Genomic DNA, 17,349 nt, shown 5'->3' with positions numbered 1-17,349 from the left:
TGGTTCGGGACATTCCTACCAGGCAAAGCTGACCCCCGTTTTCGTCTGGCCCGGCAGGATCTGCACGCTGGCGCTGCTGGCGGTCAACGTGCTCCAGGTTCCGGTGGCGTTTTGGACGGGATAGAATGCGTAGACGCGGAAGGTGGTCGAGGTGCTCCCCTTGACTTCCAGGGAATAAGAGCCGTCTTCGTAGCTGGCCCCAATGTAGTAGGGGATACCGGTCATGCTCGCGCTGCTTAGCGCCGGGGGCGCCGCGACGACGGCCGTGGAAACCACGACCATGACCCCGGTCTTGATCGGACTTCCCGATTGCGTCACGTTCCCGGTCACGTACCCCGCCGCCCCGACCACCGTGAAGGAACCGACAAACAAGGACGTGCCCACGGTCACCGTCGTGGACACCGACAACGGGACGGACGCCTCCCCGGATCCCAACGCCGCCTCGATCACGTACGCGCCCGTCGAAATGTTGGTCATGGTGAAGCGGCCGTCGTTCCCGGTGACCACCGTCGTTTCCACGAGGCCGGCCGCGTTGGTCGCGGTCATGGCGATGCCCGGCAGCGCGTTCGTGCCGTCGCGCGAGACGAACCCCCGAAGGGAGCCCGCTTGGGAGAGGACGAAATCCACCCCGCTGGTCACCTGCCCCGCGTTGACGGCGACTCCCGTTTGCACGGCGCTCACGTAACTCGCGTTGGCGTTGCCGGGATTGGCCGTCACGTTGTAGGTGCCGGGGACCGTCCGCAGGAAAAACCGATAGGGCGAAGCGGTGTTCGCCAAAACGCTCGCCAAGTTGTTCGTGACGGTGATCGCGGGGGAAATCCCGCCGCCGAACACGTTTCGCAACGTTCCCAGGACGAACCCCTCCTCGGACGAGCTGGTGACGAAAACGGAGTAACGACCCGGCACCTCCCACGCGGGGACCGTCGTGGCGTGGGGGATCTCGAGCGGCGCCCCGCCCACGATTACGACGCTCGAGACTTCCACGAAACTGTCCGCAAAAGCGGTCGTGGAACTGAAATAAACCGACCAGGTCCCCGTGGCGATGGAGGGCAAGGAAAAACCCGGGTTTTTGTAGAACCGGTTGTCCGTTCCGTTCCAAAACCAGCCGCTGTCCGGAACGGTGACCGGGCCCGACAACCCGTCGTTGCAGGTCACGACCGCGCCGATGGCCGGAGTTCCCGTCACCGTCATGCGGACCGCCGAAGCGCTGTTGTGCGGCGGGAGGATGGTGCCGACTTCCGAGTTCGTCAGGAGGTTGTCCAGGTTCCAACCGTGATCGTAGGCGCGTCCGTAAAGGTCGGCGATCATTCCGAGAGTGGCGTGGTCGTAACCCGCCGTGCTGACCTCCCGGGTGAACTGCTCCCCCGCTTGGAACCCGGTCATTTGGTCGAGCGGGATCGTTTCGTAGAGGCCCGGGAATTGCCCGCCGAAGCCTTTCCATCCAAAAGTGTCGTGGGCATTGCCCGTGACGATGTCGTAGAGTTGCACCCCCCCCGCCCCCTCCCCGCCCCCGTCGGTGTTGATGGGGATGATGTTGTTGTCCTCCCCATAGGGCCCGGCGGTGTGAAAATAAGGGAACACCGTGTTCGATCCCGCCCCCACGGCCCAAATCGCGTCGGCCTGGAGGGACACGCCGCCGACCGTCACCGGAGAGGTGTTGGCGAACAGGTAATAACCGCCCGGGGCGATGTTGGTCGACACCGGCGTTTTGTAGTCGTAATCGATGTCGATGACCCGCGGCATGGCGTCCTGGGCGACTCGACGCTGAAACTTCAGGCCGAACCGCCCTTTCATTTGCACGGTGCCCGTCGTGGGATTAAAAACCTCCACGTATTCCTGGTAAAACCCCGGGGCCGCGGCGGATTCCGAGCTGGCGACCACCTGGGAAATCACCAGATGGTCCCGGATCCAAGCGTACCCCTGCACCGCCTGGGTGGTCATGGGAGAGAGCGTGACGTTTTGGTTCACCGTCGCGTTGGCGGGGATGGTCACCGCAACGAGTTGGGGGAAATACCCGGCAGCCTCCACCAAAATATTATAGGACCCTGGAAACAGATTGATCCGATAAAGCCCCGCGCCGTCCGTGGTGTCCACCCAGCCCGAGTTTTCCGACACCGACACCGTGGCGTTCGGAATGGCGATGGGGCCCGCCCGCTGAACGAAGCCGGTCAAAGTGCTGTTTTGAACCGTGGCGTCGGGGTTCGAAAGCAAAGACTGAACGGCGATTTTTCGTGCATGATCCCCGGTCCCCCACAGGGTCGTCACCGTGATCAGCTTGAGGCCCGTGTCGGAGGAGGTGGGGGCGAGCGTGACGATGTTGGGACTCACTTCCTGGGCGACTTCCACAAAAGTCAGGCGGGTGAAGGTAATTCCCCCTTCAATGATCGTTTCGGGGGGGAAATACCCCGTGCTGGGATCGAACGGGATGGGGTCGCCGAAATCCGTGTTGTAGGCCGGCGCCGTCGTGACCAAAACACGGTAATAGTTCTTTTGCTTCAAGATCTGCGTTTTTTCCTGGCAGAGGTTGGTCGCCAGGGTCTTGGCCTTGGCCGACTGGACGGACCGGGCGATGCCGCCAAAAGATCCCAACAAGCCAAGAGCCCCCACCGAAAGGACCACGACGGCGATCATCAATTCGGTAAGCGTGACGCCCTTCGGGGGCTTCCGTTTGGCTTGGATCATGGGTTTGGGCACCGTCCCAGTCTATGGCGAGATTCCTTTTTTGTCAACCGCGTCTTCGACGACGATGGGGGCCGGTTAGGAATTCGGATCGGAGGGGGCGTGACGAAGCTTGTCTCCCGACCGCTCCACCGGCTTGTCCGGCATCGGCAAAGGGGGCGGTTCCTCGATCCGAACCGGCGGAGGCGCCGGGGGGAAGGTCGGCGAATTGTTGATGACCACTCGGGCCGGAAGAGACGGGGCTTCTTTGAAGCGGCTGATGGGAACGGGGGCGCCGGCTTTGATTTCCGTCTTTTTTTTGCACCCGGTCGCGCCCACCGCGATTGCCAAGATCACCAGCCGCCCAAGTCGCTTCGTCATGTCGGAACTCCTTCAAAAGGTCTTCCGCAAGGATAGCGGGAATCCCCAAAAAATCAAGGGCGCGTCGCGCGTCGGGCCCGACGCGCGGAACTGTTATAATTCGTCCGTCCGTGAATTCGACCTCCGCCATTGTCCTCGAAGGGTTTGGCCGCGATTTTTGCGGGATTCCCGCCGTTTCCGATTTATCTTTTGAAGTCCGCGCCGGGGAAATCGTCGGCCTCCTGGGCCCCAACGGGGCCGGAAAGACCACGACCCTCCGCGTCTTGGCGGGGGTGTTGGCCCCCTCCCGGGGACGCGTGCGAATCGGGGATGGGGACGCACTTGAACCGTCCTCCGATCGTCGCGCGCGGGTTGGCTACCTGGCCGAAGGCAATCCCCTTTACGAATCCCTGGATGTTTGGCAACACTTTTCCTTCCTCGCCGAATTGAGGGGCCTCTCCGACGCCCAAACCCGGGACCGGTTTCGTCTCTTGTCCGCCGAATGCGGCCTCTCCCCGGTGGTCGATCGGCCCGTTCATGAGCTGTCGAAGGGGTTCCGGCAACGCCTGGGCCTCGCCCTGGCCCTGGCGGACGACCCGCCGGTGTTGTTGTTGGACGAGCCGGGCACGGCCCTGGATCCCCATCAGCGCAAGGAGATTTGGGAATTGATCGGTCGGATCCGACGGGACAAGGCCGTTCTTTTCTCGACCCACATTTTGCCGGAGGCGGAGTCCCTGTGCGACCGCCTGGTGGTTTTGGACCGGGGACGCCTGGTGACCCAGGGAACGCCCGCCGACGTCGTCGCCGCTTTTTCGGCCCCCCCCGCCGTGCTGACCATCCGGCTCCGGGGCCCCCGGGAGGCGGCGGCGACCCTGGCCGCCCTGGAGGGGGTGACCGGGGTTGAAACGCTGCCCGACGCGGGCGATGGCGAGTGGCGTCTGCGGATCCATTTCAACGAGGATCCCCGGGAGGCCGTGGCCCGAACGGCGGTGGCCCGTGGATGGGTCCTGCGCGATGTCCAATTGGAGCGGCCCGCGCTTGATGACGTTTTTCGCCGGTTGGCCCCCCCCCATGCGCCTTGACCGCGTCGCCCGGTTGGCCCGGAAGGAATGGGCGGAACAGGCCAACGGAACGTTGTGGTTCCTGACCCAAGGCCTGCTGTTGTTTCTCCTGGGCTGGGCCCAGACCTCTTCCCTATTCCTGAACGGCCAGGCCGATCTGTTCGAGTACTTCGACGTCCTCCCATTTTTGTTCGCCGTTTTCATGCCCGCCTTCACCATGCGCCTGTTCGCCGAAGAGTACCGCCTGGGGACCTTCGATCTTCTGGCCGCGCAACCCGTCAGCGACGCCGAATTGGTTGCCGGGAAATTCGTGGCGGCCCTGGGCGGCTTGGGGGCGACCCTCCTGGGAGGCCACGCGCTCATCGTCCCGTTGCTGTACCTGGGTCGCCCGGACGTGCGGGCCCTCGAAGTCGCTTTTTTGGGCGCCGCCTTGTTGGGGGCCTTTTTTTTGGCGCTGGGACTGTGGGCCTCGACCATGACCCGCAGCCAAGCCGTCGCGCTTTTGGCGGGTTTTCTCTTGTGTTTCACGTTCCTGGGGTTGGGGCCCGCCGGACGATATCTCGCCGGGCCGGTCGGCGGGGGGCTCGCTTTTCTGGGCGTTGACGGGCATTTCGATTCCTTTCGCCGCGGCGTGATCGACGCTCGCGACGTCCTTTACTTCTTGTCCGGAACGGCGGCGGGTTTGGTCGGCGCGTACGCAGGCGTGGCCGGTCGCCGATGGCGTTGACCCCGGCGCTTCCGCACCGACGCGCCCGGCGCGTTGCCCTGGCCGGTGGGCGCGGCCTGGTCGTCGCGCTGTTCCTCCTGTTTCTCAATCTGGCGGCGGGACGTTTTTCCTTTCGTTGGGACGGGACCGGCGACCGGCGCTACTCCTTGGCCCCGGCCACCCGACGCCTCTTGGAAGGGTTGGACGATCCGGTCCGCGTCACCTTCTACCTCACCCCGGACCTCCCCCAACCCCACGCGGCCCGGGGGCGGTTTGTGTCGGATTTTCTTGAGGAATGGCGCGTCGCCGGGCGCGGGCGACTGATCCTAGAGGTCGTGCATCCCGACGGGTCGGACGCGGTGAACCGGGACCTCCGGGCGGCAAACCTGGTGCCGACCGGATTCACCGAAATTGCCGACGACCGCTACCGCGTCCGCGAAGGGTACATGGCGATCGTCCTGCGCTATCGGGACCGGACGGAAATCCTCCCTTACGTGAAGGACTCCCTCGGCTTGGAATTCGATTTGGCGGCGCGCCTTCGGTCCCTGGTTTCTCCCCGCCGCAAAACCCTGCTTCTGATTGGCGGACACGACGAGTTGACCGCGGAGGCCCTGAAAGCCGGTCCCGGCGCCGGCCTGTTCTCCGAATTCACCGTGGAATCGGCGCCTCTGAGCACGGAAACGGGCGTTTCGCCGGACGCCCTGCTTCTTCTCGGCCCCAAGCGAACCCTCGAAGCCCGGGAGATCGACGTCTTGGATTTATTTCTTTCAAGCGGAGTGCCGGTCCTTGTGGCCTTCAACCATCGGTCCATCAACCCCAAGGGCTTCCGGTCGTTCCCCATCGACACCGGGCTGGGGGCGCTCTTGGCCCATTACGGCGTCCGGTCCGATCCGGCCTTCGTCATGGATCTTCAATGCCAAACGTTGGGGTTTCAAAACGCCCAGGGGGCCTTTCGCGCCCATTATTGGCCCTTCGTTTCGGTGACGCTGTGGAACCCCGATCACCCCGCGACCCGGAACCTCGACGAAGCCGTGTTTCCCTTCTGCCATCCCCTTCGGCCGACGGGCGACGCTCTTAAAACCTCCCGCTGGACGACGTTGGCGCGTTCGTCCTTTGACAGTTGGACCTTTGACGGGAACGTCACGCTGGACCCGGTGGCTCTGCCCTTATTGCCTAACGCTCGAACGTCCGGACCGTTCCCCCTGGCCGCCTTGGTCGAGGGGTCCACGACCTCTTTCTCCCCGCCGGCGCGGAGGGTCCCCCGCTTCTCCCTCGCCGTTTTGGGAACGGCTTTCTTGGCGGACCCCCGCGCCCCGCATCCCGCCGGCAACGAGCTTTTTCTTGTCCAACTTCTGCAATGGGTCACCCGGGACACCGATTTGGGCGATCTCCCCCGAAAGGGGGCCGCGCAGCGCCCGCTGCGCCCGGTGGGTCGGGTCGCCCGTGGGATCACGAAGGGGATTGGTTATTTTTTAGCGCCAACGGCGTTTCTCTTCGTTATCGCCTTTTACCGGTGGCGCCGGGACCGGTGGCGGGCGTTCTGGCGCGCGGAGATGAGTCGTGTTTAAACCGAGAGGGCGCCTTTTTATAGAGGTCGTGCGATTGGAAGCCGATGGGACTCTCGCCGGGGGCCGGACGGCCAAGGGGGACTTCGCGACCTGGGCGTCGCACGAAATCCATTTCCTCGGGGACCCGCGCTGTCGCGCACCGGGGCGGCGCGCCCGGTCGCCGCGGGTTGAACCGCTGGGACAATGACCGCCCAGGCCCGATGGATGACGGGATTGTTGGCCGCCACGGTGGTTTTGGTCCTCGTTTACTTCGCCCCGGAACGCGGACCGGTTCGCTCCATCGCCCCCACTCCCCCCGTCCCGGCCGATCCCCATCGAATCACGGTGATTTACATGGACGACGAAGTTTGGCTGGAACGTGAAAAAGGGGGCTGGTGGATTGTTCGTCCCCACCGGTGGCGCGCCGACGAGGAACGCGTTGAAAAGCTTTTGGACACCTTCCGCCGGTTCTCCCTTTGGAACAAAATTACCGACAAAACCGACACCGACGCGCTCTACGAATTGAGCGATCGTCGCGTGACCGTCCGGGTCTTTGGAAACAACGATCAAGAGACGCTTGAGTGGTCTTTTGGGAAAAACTCGGACGTGAAGAACCGGCTCTTCGCGCGTTGCAGCGCGCGGTCGGGAGTGTACGCGGTGGACGGTTTATCGCGGGCGAGCTTGGGGTATACCTGGGGCCATTGGATGGATGCGCGGTTGTTCCCCTTCGGAGCGGACGACCCCGTCATCGAGGCGGCGGGAAAGGGGCCCCGCGGGGCTTTTCACCTCCGAAAGGATTCGGCGGGATGGACCCTCGATGGTCGCCGGGCCGACTCCGCCGCGGTGGAAACCTGGACGCGGGCCCTGGCCGAAGTTCGATTCTTGCAATGGGAAAGTCCAACGCCGCCCGCGTCGGGGCACGGGCCCGCCCTCCACCTCCGCTCGGCCCGAGGCCGACATTGGTCGGTCGAGATGGACACTTCACCGGAGAGCAACGGGAATTTTACCCTCCGCCACTCGGATTTGCCGGGGCATCTCCTTCTGACCGGTCCAAACGCCAACGTCCTTTTCCCCACCCCCGCGGCGCTCCAAAAACACCGGGGAACCTGGAAGCCCGCCGACTAGCGCTGCGACCGGAAAAACCGGACGAGCCCGCGACGGATGCGCTCCGCGGCCCGGCCGTCCCCGAAAGGGTGTACCCGTCGGGCCATGCGTCGATAGAGCGGCCCGTCGTCCAATAGCCGTTCCACCCATCTCTGCACCGACGCGCCGTCGGTGCCGATCACCCGGGCGACCCCGGCGCGGACGGCCTCGGGCCGCTCCGTTGCCCGGCGCACCACCAACACGGGCTTGCCCAGGCTCGGCGCTTCCTCTTGAATCCCCCCGGAATCCGTCACGACGAAAAGGGATTTTTTTAGCAGGTAAATCATCGGGCCGTATTCCAAGGGCGCCGTCAACGCCACGTTGGGCCGGGACCCAAGGATTTTTCGCACCACGGCGCCCACGTTGGGGTTGGGATGGACGGGGAGCACGAACCCCCGGTCCGGCCGGGCCCGGGCCACGCGCCCCAGGGCTTCGCATATTTCCTCCAGGGGCCGTCCGAAATTCTCCCGCCGGTGCACGGTCGCCAAAACAAAAGGACCCCGGGCGATCCGGGCCACCCCGGGCGGCAGGGCCGGCGTTTGAGATCCCAGACGGGCCAATCCCAAATCCAGGGCGTCGACCGCCGTGTTCCCCGTGACGACCACGCCGGAGGCCGGGCGCCCCTCCCGCAACAAATTCCGCCGGGCATCAACGGTGGGGGCGAAATGGAGGACGCTCAGGCCGTCGGTCAACCGTCTATTCGCTTCCTCCGGGAAGGGGTTGGCGTCGTCGCCGGAGCGTAGGCCCGCTTCCACGTGGCCCACGGGGACCCGCTGATAGAACGCCGCCAAGGCGCCCATCAGGGTGGTCGTCGTGTCGCCGTGGACCAACACCAGATCCGGTTTTTCGGAGCGAATTACGGGCTCCAGGCGGGACAGGGCGCGCACGGAAACGTCCGTCAGCGATTGCCGCGGGCGCATGATTCCCAAATCGTGGTCGGGGCGAATTCCAAAGAGCTTTAACACGGGATCCAGCAGCTCCCGGTGTTGGGCGGTCACGGCGACGCGCACGGTGAATTCCGCCCGACGCTTCCGAAGGGCCAAAATCACCGGGGCCATTTTGATGGCCTCGGGCCGGGTGCCGAACACAAAAATAATTTTCTTGGGCGTCGGACGTTTCACACGCGCCCCCGAAAAAACGTCAACAGGAGCGCCGCCATGGACAAGATCAACGTGAGCACGTAAACCAACAGGACGACCTCCCGCTGGGTCCAGCCGAGGTCCAGCAGTCGGTGGTGGAAGTGCCCCCGATCCGCGGCCATGACGCCGTTTCCCCGACGATAGCGGCGCACCACGGCGAAGGCCACGTCGGTCACCGGCAGGGCGACCACGATCACCGGGATCAGGAAGGCGAGCACGGCGCTGGTTTTTAAGGTGCCCACCACGCTGATGGACCCGAGCATGAAGCCCAAAAAGAGAGCGCCGCCGTCCCCCATGAAAATGCGCGCGGGGTGAAAATTAAAAATCAAAAAGCCCAGGCAGGCCCCGCCCACGGCCGCCGCCAGGACCGCCGCCAATTTGAGTTGCTTGGCGTAAAGGACGATCCGGGTTTCCCCTTGAAGCAACGCCACAAACATAAACGTCACGGCGGCGATGGCCGCCAGTCCCGCCGCCAATCCGTCCAACCCGTCCGCCAGGTTGATGGCGTTCATAAAACCCAACAGCCAAAGCAACGTGACGATTTGGGAAAGGAACAAAGGGAACTCGACGAAACCCAGGCCGGGCAGGGCCAGACCGGCCATGCGAACGCCGTACATCATGGCCACGTAGGCGGCGATGATTTGGGCGAGCAGTTTGACCACGGGGGGGAGGGAACGGCGGTCGTCCCACATGCCGAGGATCACGCAGAAGGACGCGCCCAAAAGGATGCCCGAAAGTTGCGATCCGAGGCCCAGGGTGCCCACGACCTGCCCGTCTTTGACCAGGCGGTGTTGGTAGGCCAATAGCGCGCGAAACCGGGGAACCAGCAGGGCCAAGGCGCCGAGGGCGGCGAAGACCCCCGCGGCGATGGCGCCCCCGCCCCAGCGGGGGATGGGTTGCCGGTGGACTTTTCGCTCGTCGGGAACGTCCATCGCGCCCCAGCGGCGCGAGAGCGCGGCGAAGGCCGGCGTCAGGCCCGCGGCGACCGCGAAGGCCGTGAAAAAACCGACGGCGAGAAGGAGGGGCAGGGATTACCCCCGTTTCAAACGGTGGCGATAGAGGGGAAACTTTTTGCAGAGCGTTTCCACCTCCCGCCGGATTTTGGCCAAGGCCTTGTCGTCCGAACGCCCCTCGATGGCGGCGTTGATCCAGCCGGCGATCTTTTCCATCTCCTTGGCTTTCATGCCCCGGGTGGTCAGGGCCGGCGTGCCGAGACGGACGCCGGAGGTGATGAAAGGCTTTTCGGGGTCGAAGGGGATCGTGTTTTTATTGACGGTGATGCCGGCTTTCCCCAGCACGACCTCGGCGTCTTTCCCGGTGACGGATTTGGGGCGCAGATCGACGGACATGACGTGGCTGTCGGTCCCCCCCGCCACGATTCGAAAACCGTGCTTGACCAGGGCGGCGGCCAACGCTTGGGCGTTGACGCGCACCTGGGCCTGGTACTTTTTGAACGCCGGTTTAAGCGCTTCGCCGAAAGCCACGGCTTTGGCGGCGATCACGTGCATCAAGGGGCCGCCTTGGACCCCGGGGAACACGACCCGGTCGACGTCCTTGGCGAAACGTTCCTTGCACATCACGACGCCCCCCCGGGGGCCCCGAAGGGTTTTGTGAGTGGTCGTGGTGACGAAATCGGCGTGGGCCACGGGCGAGGGATACTCTCCGGCCGCGATCAACCCGGCGTAATGGGCGATGTCGGCGAAGTGGAGGGCCCCGACGGAATCCGCGATGGCCCGCAGGCGCTCCCAGTCCCACACCCGGGAATAATTGGACGCGCCCGAGACGATCATCTTGGGTTTGTGTTCCCGGGCCAGGGACTCCAGCTTGTCGTAATCCACCCGTTCGGTGTCGGGGTGGACCCCGTAGGAAACGATCTTGAAATACTTGCCGGAAAAGTTGAGCGGGTGGCCGTGGGTCAGGTGTCCGCCGTGGGACAGTTCCAAGCCCATGATCGTGTCCCCGGGTTGGAGGGCCGCCATGTAGACGGCCATGTTGGCCTGGGACCCGGAGTGGGGCTGCACGTTGGCGTGCTCCGCGCCGAAGAGCGCCTTGACCCGTTCGATGGCCAGGGTTTCCACTTTATCCACTTCCTCGCAGCCGCCGTAGTAGCGCTTCCCGGGATAGCCCTCGGCGTATTTGTTGGTCAACACCGATCCCTGGGCTTCCAGGACCGCTTCGGAGACGTAGTTTTCCGAGGCGATCATTTCCAATCCCTCTTCCTGGCGCCGGGTTTCGGCCTGGACGATTTCGTAAATTTTGGGGTCCGACTTCTTCAGCTCGCTCATTGCCATCTCCTTATGCCATGTATCGAAGCAAATCCGCTTTGGGCACCGCGCCTTCCCGTCGCAGGGTCCAGGCCACGCTGGACACGTCCAGAACCGTCGAGGGAACGCCGCCGGGGCAGGGGCCGCCGTCCACCAGCACGTCCACCCGGCCCCCAAAGACGGCCGCCGCCTGGCGGCCGGTCGTGGCCTCGGGGCGGCCGGAGCGGTTGGCGCTCGTGACCGCCAGAGGCGAATTCATGGCCCGAAGCAGGGCCCGGGCCACCGGATGGTCGGGAACGCGCAGGGCCAGGGTGTCTTTGCCCCCCGTCGTCCATCGGCCCAGGGGGGAGCTGTTGAACACCACGGTCAAAGGCCCGGGCCAATATTTTTTCAACACCTTTCGAAGCCGTGCGTCCGGCGACTCCACCAGGGCCAGGGCCTGCTCGAGGCTGGCCACCAGGAAAGGCAGGGGCTTTTTGTAGGAACGCCCCTTCAGGGCGTAAATCCTTTTGATCGCCGTCGGGCGGAAAACGCTGGCGGCCAGCCCGTACACCGTGTCCGTCGGGAACACCGCCAACCCGCCGGATCGAAGGATGTCGACGGTTTCGGCGGTCCGGGCGGGGGCCAGCGCCCCTTTTTGAAGGCGAAAGGTCCGGGTCTTCACCCATTCTCCCGTTTTAAAGAACCGACGTCAGGTGGTGTAATCGGCGTTGATCGAAATGTAGTCTTTTGAATAGTCGCAGGTGACGTAGTGGCTCCAGGCTTTTCCCTGGTGAAGGTCGACGGTCACCGTGACCCGGTCTTTTTTCAAAGCCTTGTGGACCGCTTTTTCCGAATGGGGCGCCCGGCCGCCGGCGCGGCAAACCAGGGTGTCGCCGATGCGCACGTCCACCCGGTCCGGGTCGAAGGGCACGCCGGCCCGGCCCAGGGCGGCCAACACGCGGCCCCAGTTGGGGTCGGCGCCGTGAAGCGCGGTTTTAAACAGGGCCGACGTGGCCACGGTGGCGGCCAATTGATGGGCCGCCTTTTCGGTGCGGGCGCCTTGAACGAAGATCCAGGCCACCCGCGTCGCCCCTTCCCCGTCGGCGGCGATCTGGCTGGACAAGGACAGGCACACTTCCTCCAGCGCCGACTGGAAAGCGGACAACTCTTTCGGGGAATAGGGCCGCGGCGCCCCGTTGTCCAACAGGAAAAGACTGTCGTTGGTGGAGGTGTCCCCGTCCACGCTCACGCAATTGAAGGTGCCGCGGGCGGCGGCGGTCAGGGCGCGCTGGAGAGCGGGGGCGGGAACCCCCGCGTCGGTCAACACCACCGAAAGCATGGTGGCCATGTTGGGGTGGATCATCCCGGCGCCCTTGGCGCATCCCCAGACCACGCGGGTTTGACCGCCGATTTTAAAGGTGGCGCGGGCGGCCTTGGGGCGGGTGTCGGTCGTCATGATGGCCCGGACGGCGTCGGCCGCTTGGCCGCCGTTGTTTTTCCGGACCCGGGCGATCAATTCCCGAAGACCCCGGCCCAGGGCCGGGCGCGGCAACGAACGGCCGATGACGCCCGTGGAAGCGACCAAAATATCCGAGGGTTTGACGCCCAATCCCCGGCCCAGGAGGTCGGCGGTCCAGGCGGTGTCCGCGGCGCCGGCGCGGCCGGTGCAGGCGTTGGCGCAGCCGGAGTTGATGACCACGGCCCGGGCCGTTCGGGAAGCCGCCAATTTCTTTTGGCAATACCGGACGGGGGCGGCTTTCACGAGGTTCGTCGTGAAAACGCCCGCGGCCCGGGCCGGCCGTTCCGAGAGGAACAGCGCCAAGTCTTTTTTACCGGCTTTTTTGGAGATGCCGGCCCGGAGGCCGTGGAGGGCGAACCCCGGCGGAAGGTCGGCGTTGGCGAGGGGGAGGGCGCTCAACGGCCCCGGCCCCGTCCGAAGCGGCGGCGGCCGCGGTTTTTCTTACGGCAGTCGGGGCACCGCCTGGGCGGGGTCAATCCCCGCTCGGCGAAAAAAGCCTGCTCGCCGGCTTCGAAAACGAAATCCCCGCCGCACTCGGCGCACAACAGACGCTTGTCGCCCGCGTTGGACATGCCCAACAACTTCTTCAAAAAACCAATGAAACCCATCGTGTCCTCCCACGGGGGCGCCGAGCGCCGTCCGCGTTTTAGTTATTGGAGCCCCGCGGTCTCATCCAAACCGAAGAGCAGGTTCATGTTCTGCACGGCTTGACCCGCCGCGCCCTTGACCAGGTTGTCCAGCACGGCGAGCACCACCGCGCGCCCGTGGCGTTCGTCCACGGCGACCGCAATGTCGACGTAATTGGTCCCCGCCACGTCCTTGGTCTGCGGCCATTGTCCCTCGGGGAGAACGCGGATGAACCGCTCCCCCGCGTAGGCCGCTTCGTACACCGCGCGCAAGCGCGCGGGCGTCGTCTTCTTTTTTAAATCGGCGTAGGCCGTCACGTGGATTCCCCGGGTCATGGGCACCAGGTGCGGCACAAAGGTGAGGGTGGGCGCGGCCCCCGCGTGGTCGCCCAAGGCCTGCTCGATTTCCGGCACGTGGCGGTGCTTGACCACGGCGTACGCCTGGAAATTTTCCGTGGCTTCGCAATAGAGATACATGGGGTCCAGTTTCTTCCCCGCGCCCGACACGCCGGACTTGGCGTCGACCACAATGGATCCGGAGCGAACCAGTTTGTTTTTCAGGAGGGGCGCCAAGGCCAGAATGGTCGTCGTGGCGTAGCACCCGGGGTTGGCGATCACCGGGGCCCCGGGAATTTGACCCCGGAACAATTCTGGCAGGCCGTAGACCGCTTTGGCCAGGAGCGCCGGCGAGGCGTGTTTCACCTGGTAGGTGGATTCGTAAACCGACAATTTTTTTATTCGGAAATCCGCGGACAGATCAACGACCCGTTTGCCTTCCTTCACGAAGTCGGCGATGTTTTTGGAGCCCACGCCGTGGGGCAGGGCGAAAAACGCCACGTCGACGCTTTTGGCGATGGATCGGGCGTTGAATTTTTCGAGGGTCAGATTCAACCGGCCGCGGAGAAAGGGGTGGACCTCGGCCAGGGGGCGGCCGGGTTTGGATTCGGACGTGACCCGGACGACGCGGACATCGGGGTGTTGGAGCAAAATTCGAAGGAGTTCCCCGCCCGTGTAGCCCGTCGCGCCCACCACCGCCGCCGAGATCATTCCGAATCCTCCTCGTTCGAATCGTCCGCCGGCGTTTCCGCCGGGGCCACCACCACCGTGATTTCGCCCCGCACTTCGCTCCGGGCCCGAAGGGCCTCGGCCACCGTCGACAAGGGGCCCCGCAAAATTTCCTCGTGGATTTTAGTGAGCTCCCGCGCCACGGCGCAGGGGGCGTCGCCCAACACTTCCCGGGCGATGTCCAGGGTTTTGACCACCCGGTGGGGCGACTCGTAAAACACGATCGTCCGTTCCCGTCCCGCTTCCAGCTCCCGCTTCAACCGACCGGGGCGCCGGGGCAAAAATCCCAAAAACGTGAATCGGTCCCAGGGAAGCCCCGACGCGGCCAGGGCCGCCAGCAGGGCCGAGGGGCCGGGGATCGGGATCACCGGCAGGTTCCGGGCGACGGCTTCGGCCACCAACCGGCCGCCCGGGTCGGAGAGGCCCGGCGTGCCCGCGTCGGTGGCCAGGGCGATCTTTTCCCCCCGGGCCAACCGCTCCAAAATCTCCGGCGCCGACCGCCGATGAACGTGCTCGTCGTAGCGAAGCATCGGCCGGTCCAGCCCGGCGTGCTGGAGGAGTTTCCGGGTCTGCCGGGTGTCCTCGGCCAAAACGACGTCCGCCCCGGCCAAAACCTCCCGGGCCCGGTCGCTCAAGTCCTTCAAATTGCCGATGGGGGTAGCGACGAGGAATAGGGGCACGGCGCGAGGGAAATCTTACCAGTTGGGGAGGCGAATCAAAAGGCCGGACCCCCCCCCAGGACGCTGGGGGAGGGAGGGGCTTTTGTCCTTCGGCGCGCCGCCGGAACGCCGGTCCATCCTTTTTCCCCGGGGTTTATGTTTCGGAGGACAAGACAAAATCCTCAAAGAGGCGGGCGGCAATAGGATTGGTGTATTTTCGCCGCCTCACCGTGAGATAAACGGATTCGAAAAGACCCGTGGGTTTCCCCACCGGAACCAGGCGCGCCCCGGGGGTTTGGACGGCGGCGGTCAAGGCGTTCAATACCGCCACCCCGTGGCCCTCGAGGGCCACCCGGCGGGCCAACTCCACATCGTCGACTTCCACTAGAACTTTGGGGGAAATGCCCCATTGATCCCACAAGTCCCGAATCTCCCGATAGGCCCCCCCCGCCGGCAAAACCATCGGTTGACGCCCCAGATCGTCGGGCCAACGGCGCACCGTGGCCGCCCGGCGCGGGACGGCCGCAAACACCAGGGGAATCCGGCCGACGCGTTTCGTGATGAATTCGTCTTTGGTCCCGGGGGGCAACCGCGACGTGCTTAAGACCAAATCAAGTCGTTGCTGACGAAGGTCCTCCGCCAGAGCGGTCGTCGGTCCCTCCCGCACGATCAGGGGGGCCCCGGGAAAATCCGCCAGGGCCATTTCCAGCAATCGATGGGCCAGGGCGCGGGGGGTGTCCGTGGCGACGCCCAGCTGCGCGCCCGTTGGCGCCCCGGGGGCCCGGTCCCGAAAAACGTCCTCCAACTCTCGGCCCAGGCCGAAAATGCTTTCGGCGTAGTCCAGGACCCGCCGGCCGTCCTCCGTGAGGACCAGCCGGCGGTTTCGGCGTTCGAACAGCGGCCGCTTGAAAAACCGCTCCAGTTCCTTAATCTGGGCGCTGATCGTCGGCTGGGCCAGAAGCAGCGTGTCCGTGGCCTTGGCGATGCTCCCGGTTTTGGCCACGGTGTAAAAGTAATAGAGATGGTGGTAGTTCAGAGGAATCATTTATTAAACCTAATTATACGTGTTTATTTATCTATTGGACAAATGCAATGGAGGCCCGGTAAAATGGTCCTTCAAATACAAACGGGAGGACCCCCATGCTGAAAGCCTTTCAGGAAAAACTGGCGCGGTTGGCGAACGATCCCCAGGATCCCTTTCGCCGGCGGGTCACCGAGCGGGTGGGCCCGCTGGAAGCCCCCCGCATCGAGGCCCCGCTCCGACGGATGATTTTGGCCATGCCCGACATGCTGGGCCAAATCGCCGCCTGGTCCCGGGAGTTGGGGGTGCCCCAGCCTTTGAAACGCGCCCAGGTGTTCGCCCTGGCTTACATCGTCAACCCGGAGGACTTGTTGCCCGAGGGCGACGCCGGCCTCTACGGGTATTTGGACGACGCCTACATCGTGGCCGCCACCTATTACCGGACCATGCAGGAAGTCGGCCCGGCGGGCCTGCGGCCCCTGACCGATAACGTATCCTTGGCCCTCGGCGTCCCTGAATGGGTGGAGATTTTCCGGCGCCACTGGCCGGAGCTGGCGGAACGGATCGACGGCCTGCTGGACACACATTTGGATCGCCCCGACGCCCGCCGAATGGCAAACGGCCGCTGGTTCGCGCCCCGGGGAGCCGCCGCGGGAATCCGGCAGGAAAAAAGGCTCCGGGCTCCGCGACGTTCCTGATCCTTTCAAAGGAGAATCATTCATGAACCGATTGAAAACGACGGCGCTGTTGGGATTGTTGACGGCCCTCCTCTTATGGATGGGCCAGGCCCTGGGGGGATCGACCGGTCTGGCGATGGCCCTGGTGTTGGCCGGTGGGATGAACTTCGCAAGTTATTGGTGGTCGGACAAGATCGTCCTGGCCATGTCCGGCGCGAAACCCCTGGGGGAGCGGGAGGCCCCGGACCTTCACCGGATGGTTCGGACCCTGTCCCTGAAAGCGGGCATTCCGATTCCCCGGCTCTACCGTCTGGCTCAGGCCGCCCCCAACGCCTTCGCCACGGGGCGGGACCCGGCCCACGGCGCGGTGGCCGTAACCGAGGGACTGCTGGCCTCCCTGGACCGGGCGGAAATCGAGGGCGTTTTGGCCCACGAAATCGGCCACATTAAAAACCGGGACACCCTCACCATGACGGTGGCGGCGGCCCTGGGCGGGGCCCTGTCGATGCTGGCCGACCTGGCGATGTGGACCGCCCTCGCGGGTCGCTCCTCCTCGGATAACGACGAGGGCGGTCACCCCTGGGCGGGCCTGGTGGGGGTGATCGTGGCCCCCCTGGCGGCCCTGTTGATCCAGGCGGCCATCTCCCGGTCCCGGGAATTCGACGCGGACGAAGCCGCGGCGCGACTGTCGGGAAACCCCCGGGCCCTGGCCAGCGCGCTGCTCAAAATCGAGGCCCTCGCCCGACGACAGGCCCTGCCCACGTCCCCCGCCGCGGCCCATCTGTTCATCATCAATCCCCTCCGGGGGGGCGGTTTGGCGGTCCTCTTTTCGACCCACCCGGCCACCCGGGAACGGGTCAAGCGGTTGGAGGCCCTGGCCCGGGAAGGCCTGTCCTGGGCGGCGTAGAAATTCTTCGTTCAA

At 64.9% G+C, this 17,349-nt stretch carries 17 protein-coding genes; 6 read left to right on the top strand and 11 right to left on the bottom strand.

The window, feature by feature from the left end:
* Positions 1-15 precede the first annotated feature (15 nt).
* Both IPP68_01890 and IPP68_01885 read right to left on the bottom strand, forming a co-directional pair.
* Positions 16-2,682 (bottom strand): carboxypeptidase regulatory-like domain-containing protein, encoded by a 2,667-nt coding sequence (locus IPP68_01890; GenBank protein ID MBL0349113.1) that lies wholly within the window; start codon positions 2,680-2,682, stop codon positions 16-18.
* A 75-nt stretch (positions 2,683-2,757) separates the two neighbouring features.
* Positions 2,758-3,039, bottom strand: a complete 282-nt coding sequence (locus tag IPP68_01885; protein ID MBL0349112.1) for a hypothetical protein — start codon at positions 3,037-3,039, stop codon at positions 2,758-2,760.
* Between the two features lie 110 nt (positions 3,040-3,149).
* Here IPP68_01885 and IPP68_01880 point away from each other — a divergent pair, with 110 nt between their 5' ends.
* From IPP68_01880 to IPP68_01865, 4 genes are all read left to right on the top strand, one after another.
* Positions 3,150-4,100, top strand: coding sequence for an ABC transporter ATP-binding protein (locus IPP68_01880; protein MBL0349111.1), 951 nt, complete (start codon positions 3,150-3,152; stop codon positions 4,098-4,100).
* Positions 4,090-4,806, top strand: coding sequence for an ABC transporter permease subunit (locus IPP68_01875; GenBank protein MBL0349110.1), 717 nt, complete (start codon positions 4,090-4,092; stop codon positions 4,804-4,806). Before IPP68_01880 ends, IPP68_01875 begins: the two co-directional genes overlap by 11 nt.
* Positions 4,797-6,353 carry a GldG family protein gene (locus tag IPP68_01870; protein ID MBL0349109.1) on the top strand — a complete coding sequence of 519 codons (1,557 nt, stop codon included), beginning with the start codon at positions 4,797-4,799 and terminating at the stop codon, positions 6,351-6,353. The genes IPP68_01875 and IPP68_01870 overlap by 10 nt, the downstream gene beginning before the upstream one ends.
* A gap of 183 nt (positions 6,354-6,536) precedes the next feature.
* On the top strand, positions 6,537-7,457 hold the full coding sequence (locus IPP68_01865; GenBank protein ID MBL0349108.1) for a DUF4340 domain-containing protein: 921 nt from the start codon (positions 6,537-6,539) through the stop codon (positions 7,455-7,457).
* Here IPP68_01865 and wecB read toward each other — a convergent pair.
* The 9 genes from wecB to IPP68_01820 form a co-directional block, all read right to left on the bottom strand.
* Positions 7,454-8,533: a UDP-N-acetylglucosamine 2-epimerase (non-hydrolyzing) gene (wecB, locus tag IPP68_01860; GenBank protein MBL0349107.1), complete on the bottom strand. Its 1,080-nt coding sequence runs from the start codon at positions 8,531-8,533 to the stop codon at positions 7,454-7,456. The two genes, IPP68_01865 and wecB, sit on opposite strands and share 4 nt — an antisense overlap.
* A 59-nt stretch (positions 8,534-8,592) precedes the next feature.
* Entirely contained in the window at positions 8,593-9,546 is a 954-nt protein-coding gene (locus tag IPP68_01855; protein ID MBL0349106.1) for an undecaprenyl/decaprenyl-phosphate alpha-N-acetylglucosaminyl 1-phosphate transferase, read from the bottom strand.
* A 99-nt stretch (positions 9,547-9,645) separates the two neighbouring features.
* Positions 9,646-10,899 (bottom strand): serine hydroxymethyltransferase, encoded by a 1,254-nt coding sequence (locus IPP68_01850; GenBank protein ID MBL0349105.1) that lies wholly within the window; start codon positions 10,897-10,899, stop codon positions 9,646-9,648.
* Positions 10,900-10,909: 10 nt separating this feature from the next.
* Positions 10,910-11,542 carry a threonylcarbamoyl-AMP synthase gene (locus tag IPP68_01845; protein MBL0349104.1) on the bottom strand — a complete coding sequence of 211 codons (633 nt, stop codon included), beginning with the start codon at positions 11,540-11,542 and terminating at the stop codon, positions 10,910-10,912.
* 27 nt (positions 11,543-11,569) lie between these two features.
* Positions 11,570-12,778 carry a bifunctional glutamate N-acetyltransferase/amino-acid acetyltransferase ArgJ gene (gene argJ, locus IPP68_01840; protein MBL0349103.1) on the bottom strand — a complete coding sequence of 403 codons (1,209 nt, stop codon included), beginning with the start codon at positions 12,776-12,778 and terminating at the stop codon, positions 11,570-11,572.
* Positions 12,775-12,951, bottom strand: a complete 177-nt coding sequence (locus IPP68_01835; GenBank protein ID MBL0349102.1) for a zinc-ribbon domain containing protein — start codon at positions 12,949-12,951, stop codon at positions 12,775-12,777. The genes argJ and IPP68_01835 overlap by 4 nt, the downstream gene beginning before the upstream one ends.
* Before the next feature lie 78 nt (positions 12,952-13,029).
* Positions 13,030-14,052: an N-acetyl-gamma-glutamyl-phosphate reductase gene (locus IPP68_01830; GenBank protein MBL0349101.1), complete on the bottom strand. Its 1,023-nt coding sequence runs from the start codon at positions 14,050-14,052 to the stop codon at positions 13,030-13,032.
* Positions 14,049-14,750 (bottom strand): 16S rRNA (cytidine(1402)-2'-O)-methyltransferase, encoded by a 702-nt coding sequence (gene rsmI / locus IPP68_01825; GenBank protein MBL0349100.1) that lies wholly within the window; start codon positions 14,748-14,750, stop codon positions 14,049-14,051. The genes IPP68_01830 and rsmI overlap by 4 nt, the downstream gene beginning before the upstream one ends.
* Positions 14,751-14,883: 133 nt before the next feature.
* Positions 14,884-15,774, bottom strand: a complete 891-nt coding sequence (locus tag IPP68_01820; protein ID MBL0349099.1) for a LysR family transcriptional regulator — start codon at positions 15,772-15,774, stop codon at positions 14,884-14,886.
* Between the two features lie 95 nt (positions 15,775-15,869).
* Here IPP68_01820 and IPP68_01815 point away from each other — a divergent pair, with 95 nt between their 5' ends.
* A complete protein-coding gene (locus tag IPP68_01815) occupies positions 15,870-16,448 on the top strand; it encodes a DUF1232 domain-containing protein (protein ID MBL0349098.1) in 579 nt (192 codons plus the stop codon).
* Between the two features lie 22 nt (positions 16,449-16,470).
* Entirely contained in the window at positions 16,471-17,334 is an 864-nt protein-coding gene (locus IPP68_01810; protein ID MBL0349097.1) for a zinc metalloprotease HtpX, read from the top strand.
* The last annotated feature ends 15 nt before the right edge of the window (positions 17,335-17,349 follow it).

Source organism: Elusimicrobiota bacterium (assembly GCA_016722575.1).
Lineage (GTDB): Bacteria > Elusimicrobiota > Elusimicrobia > FEN-1173 > FEN-1173 > JADKIY01.
This window is presented reverse-complemented; position numbering and strand designations above follow the sequence as displayed.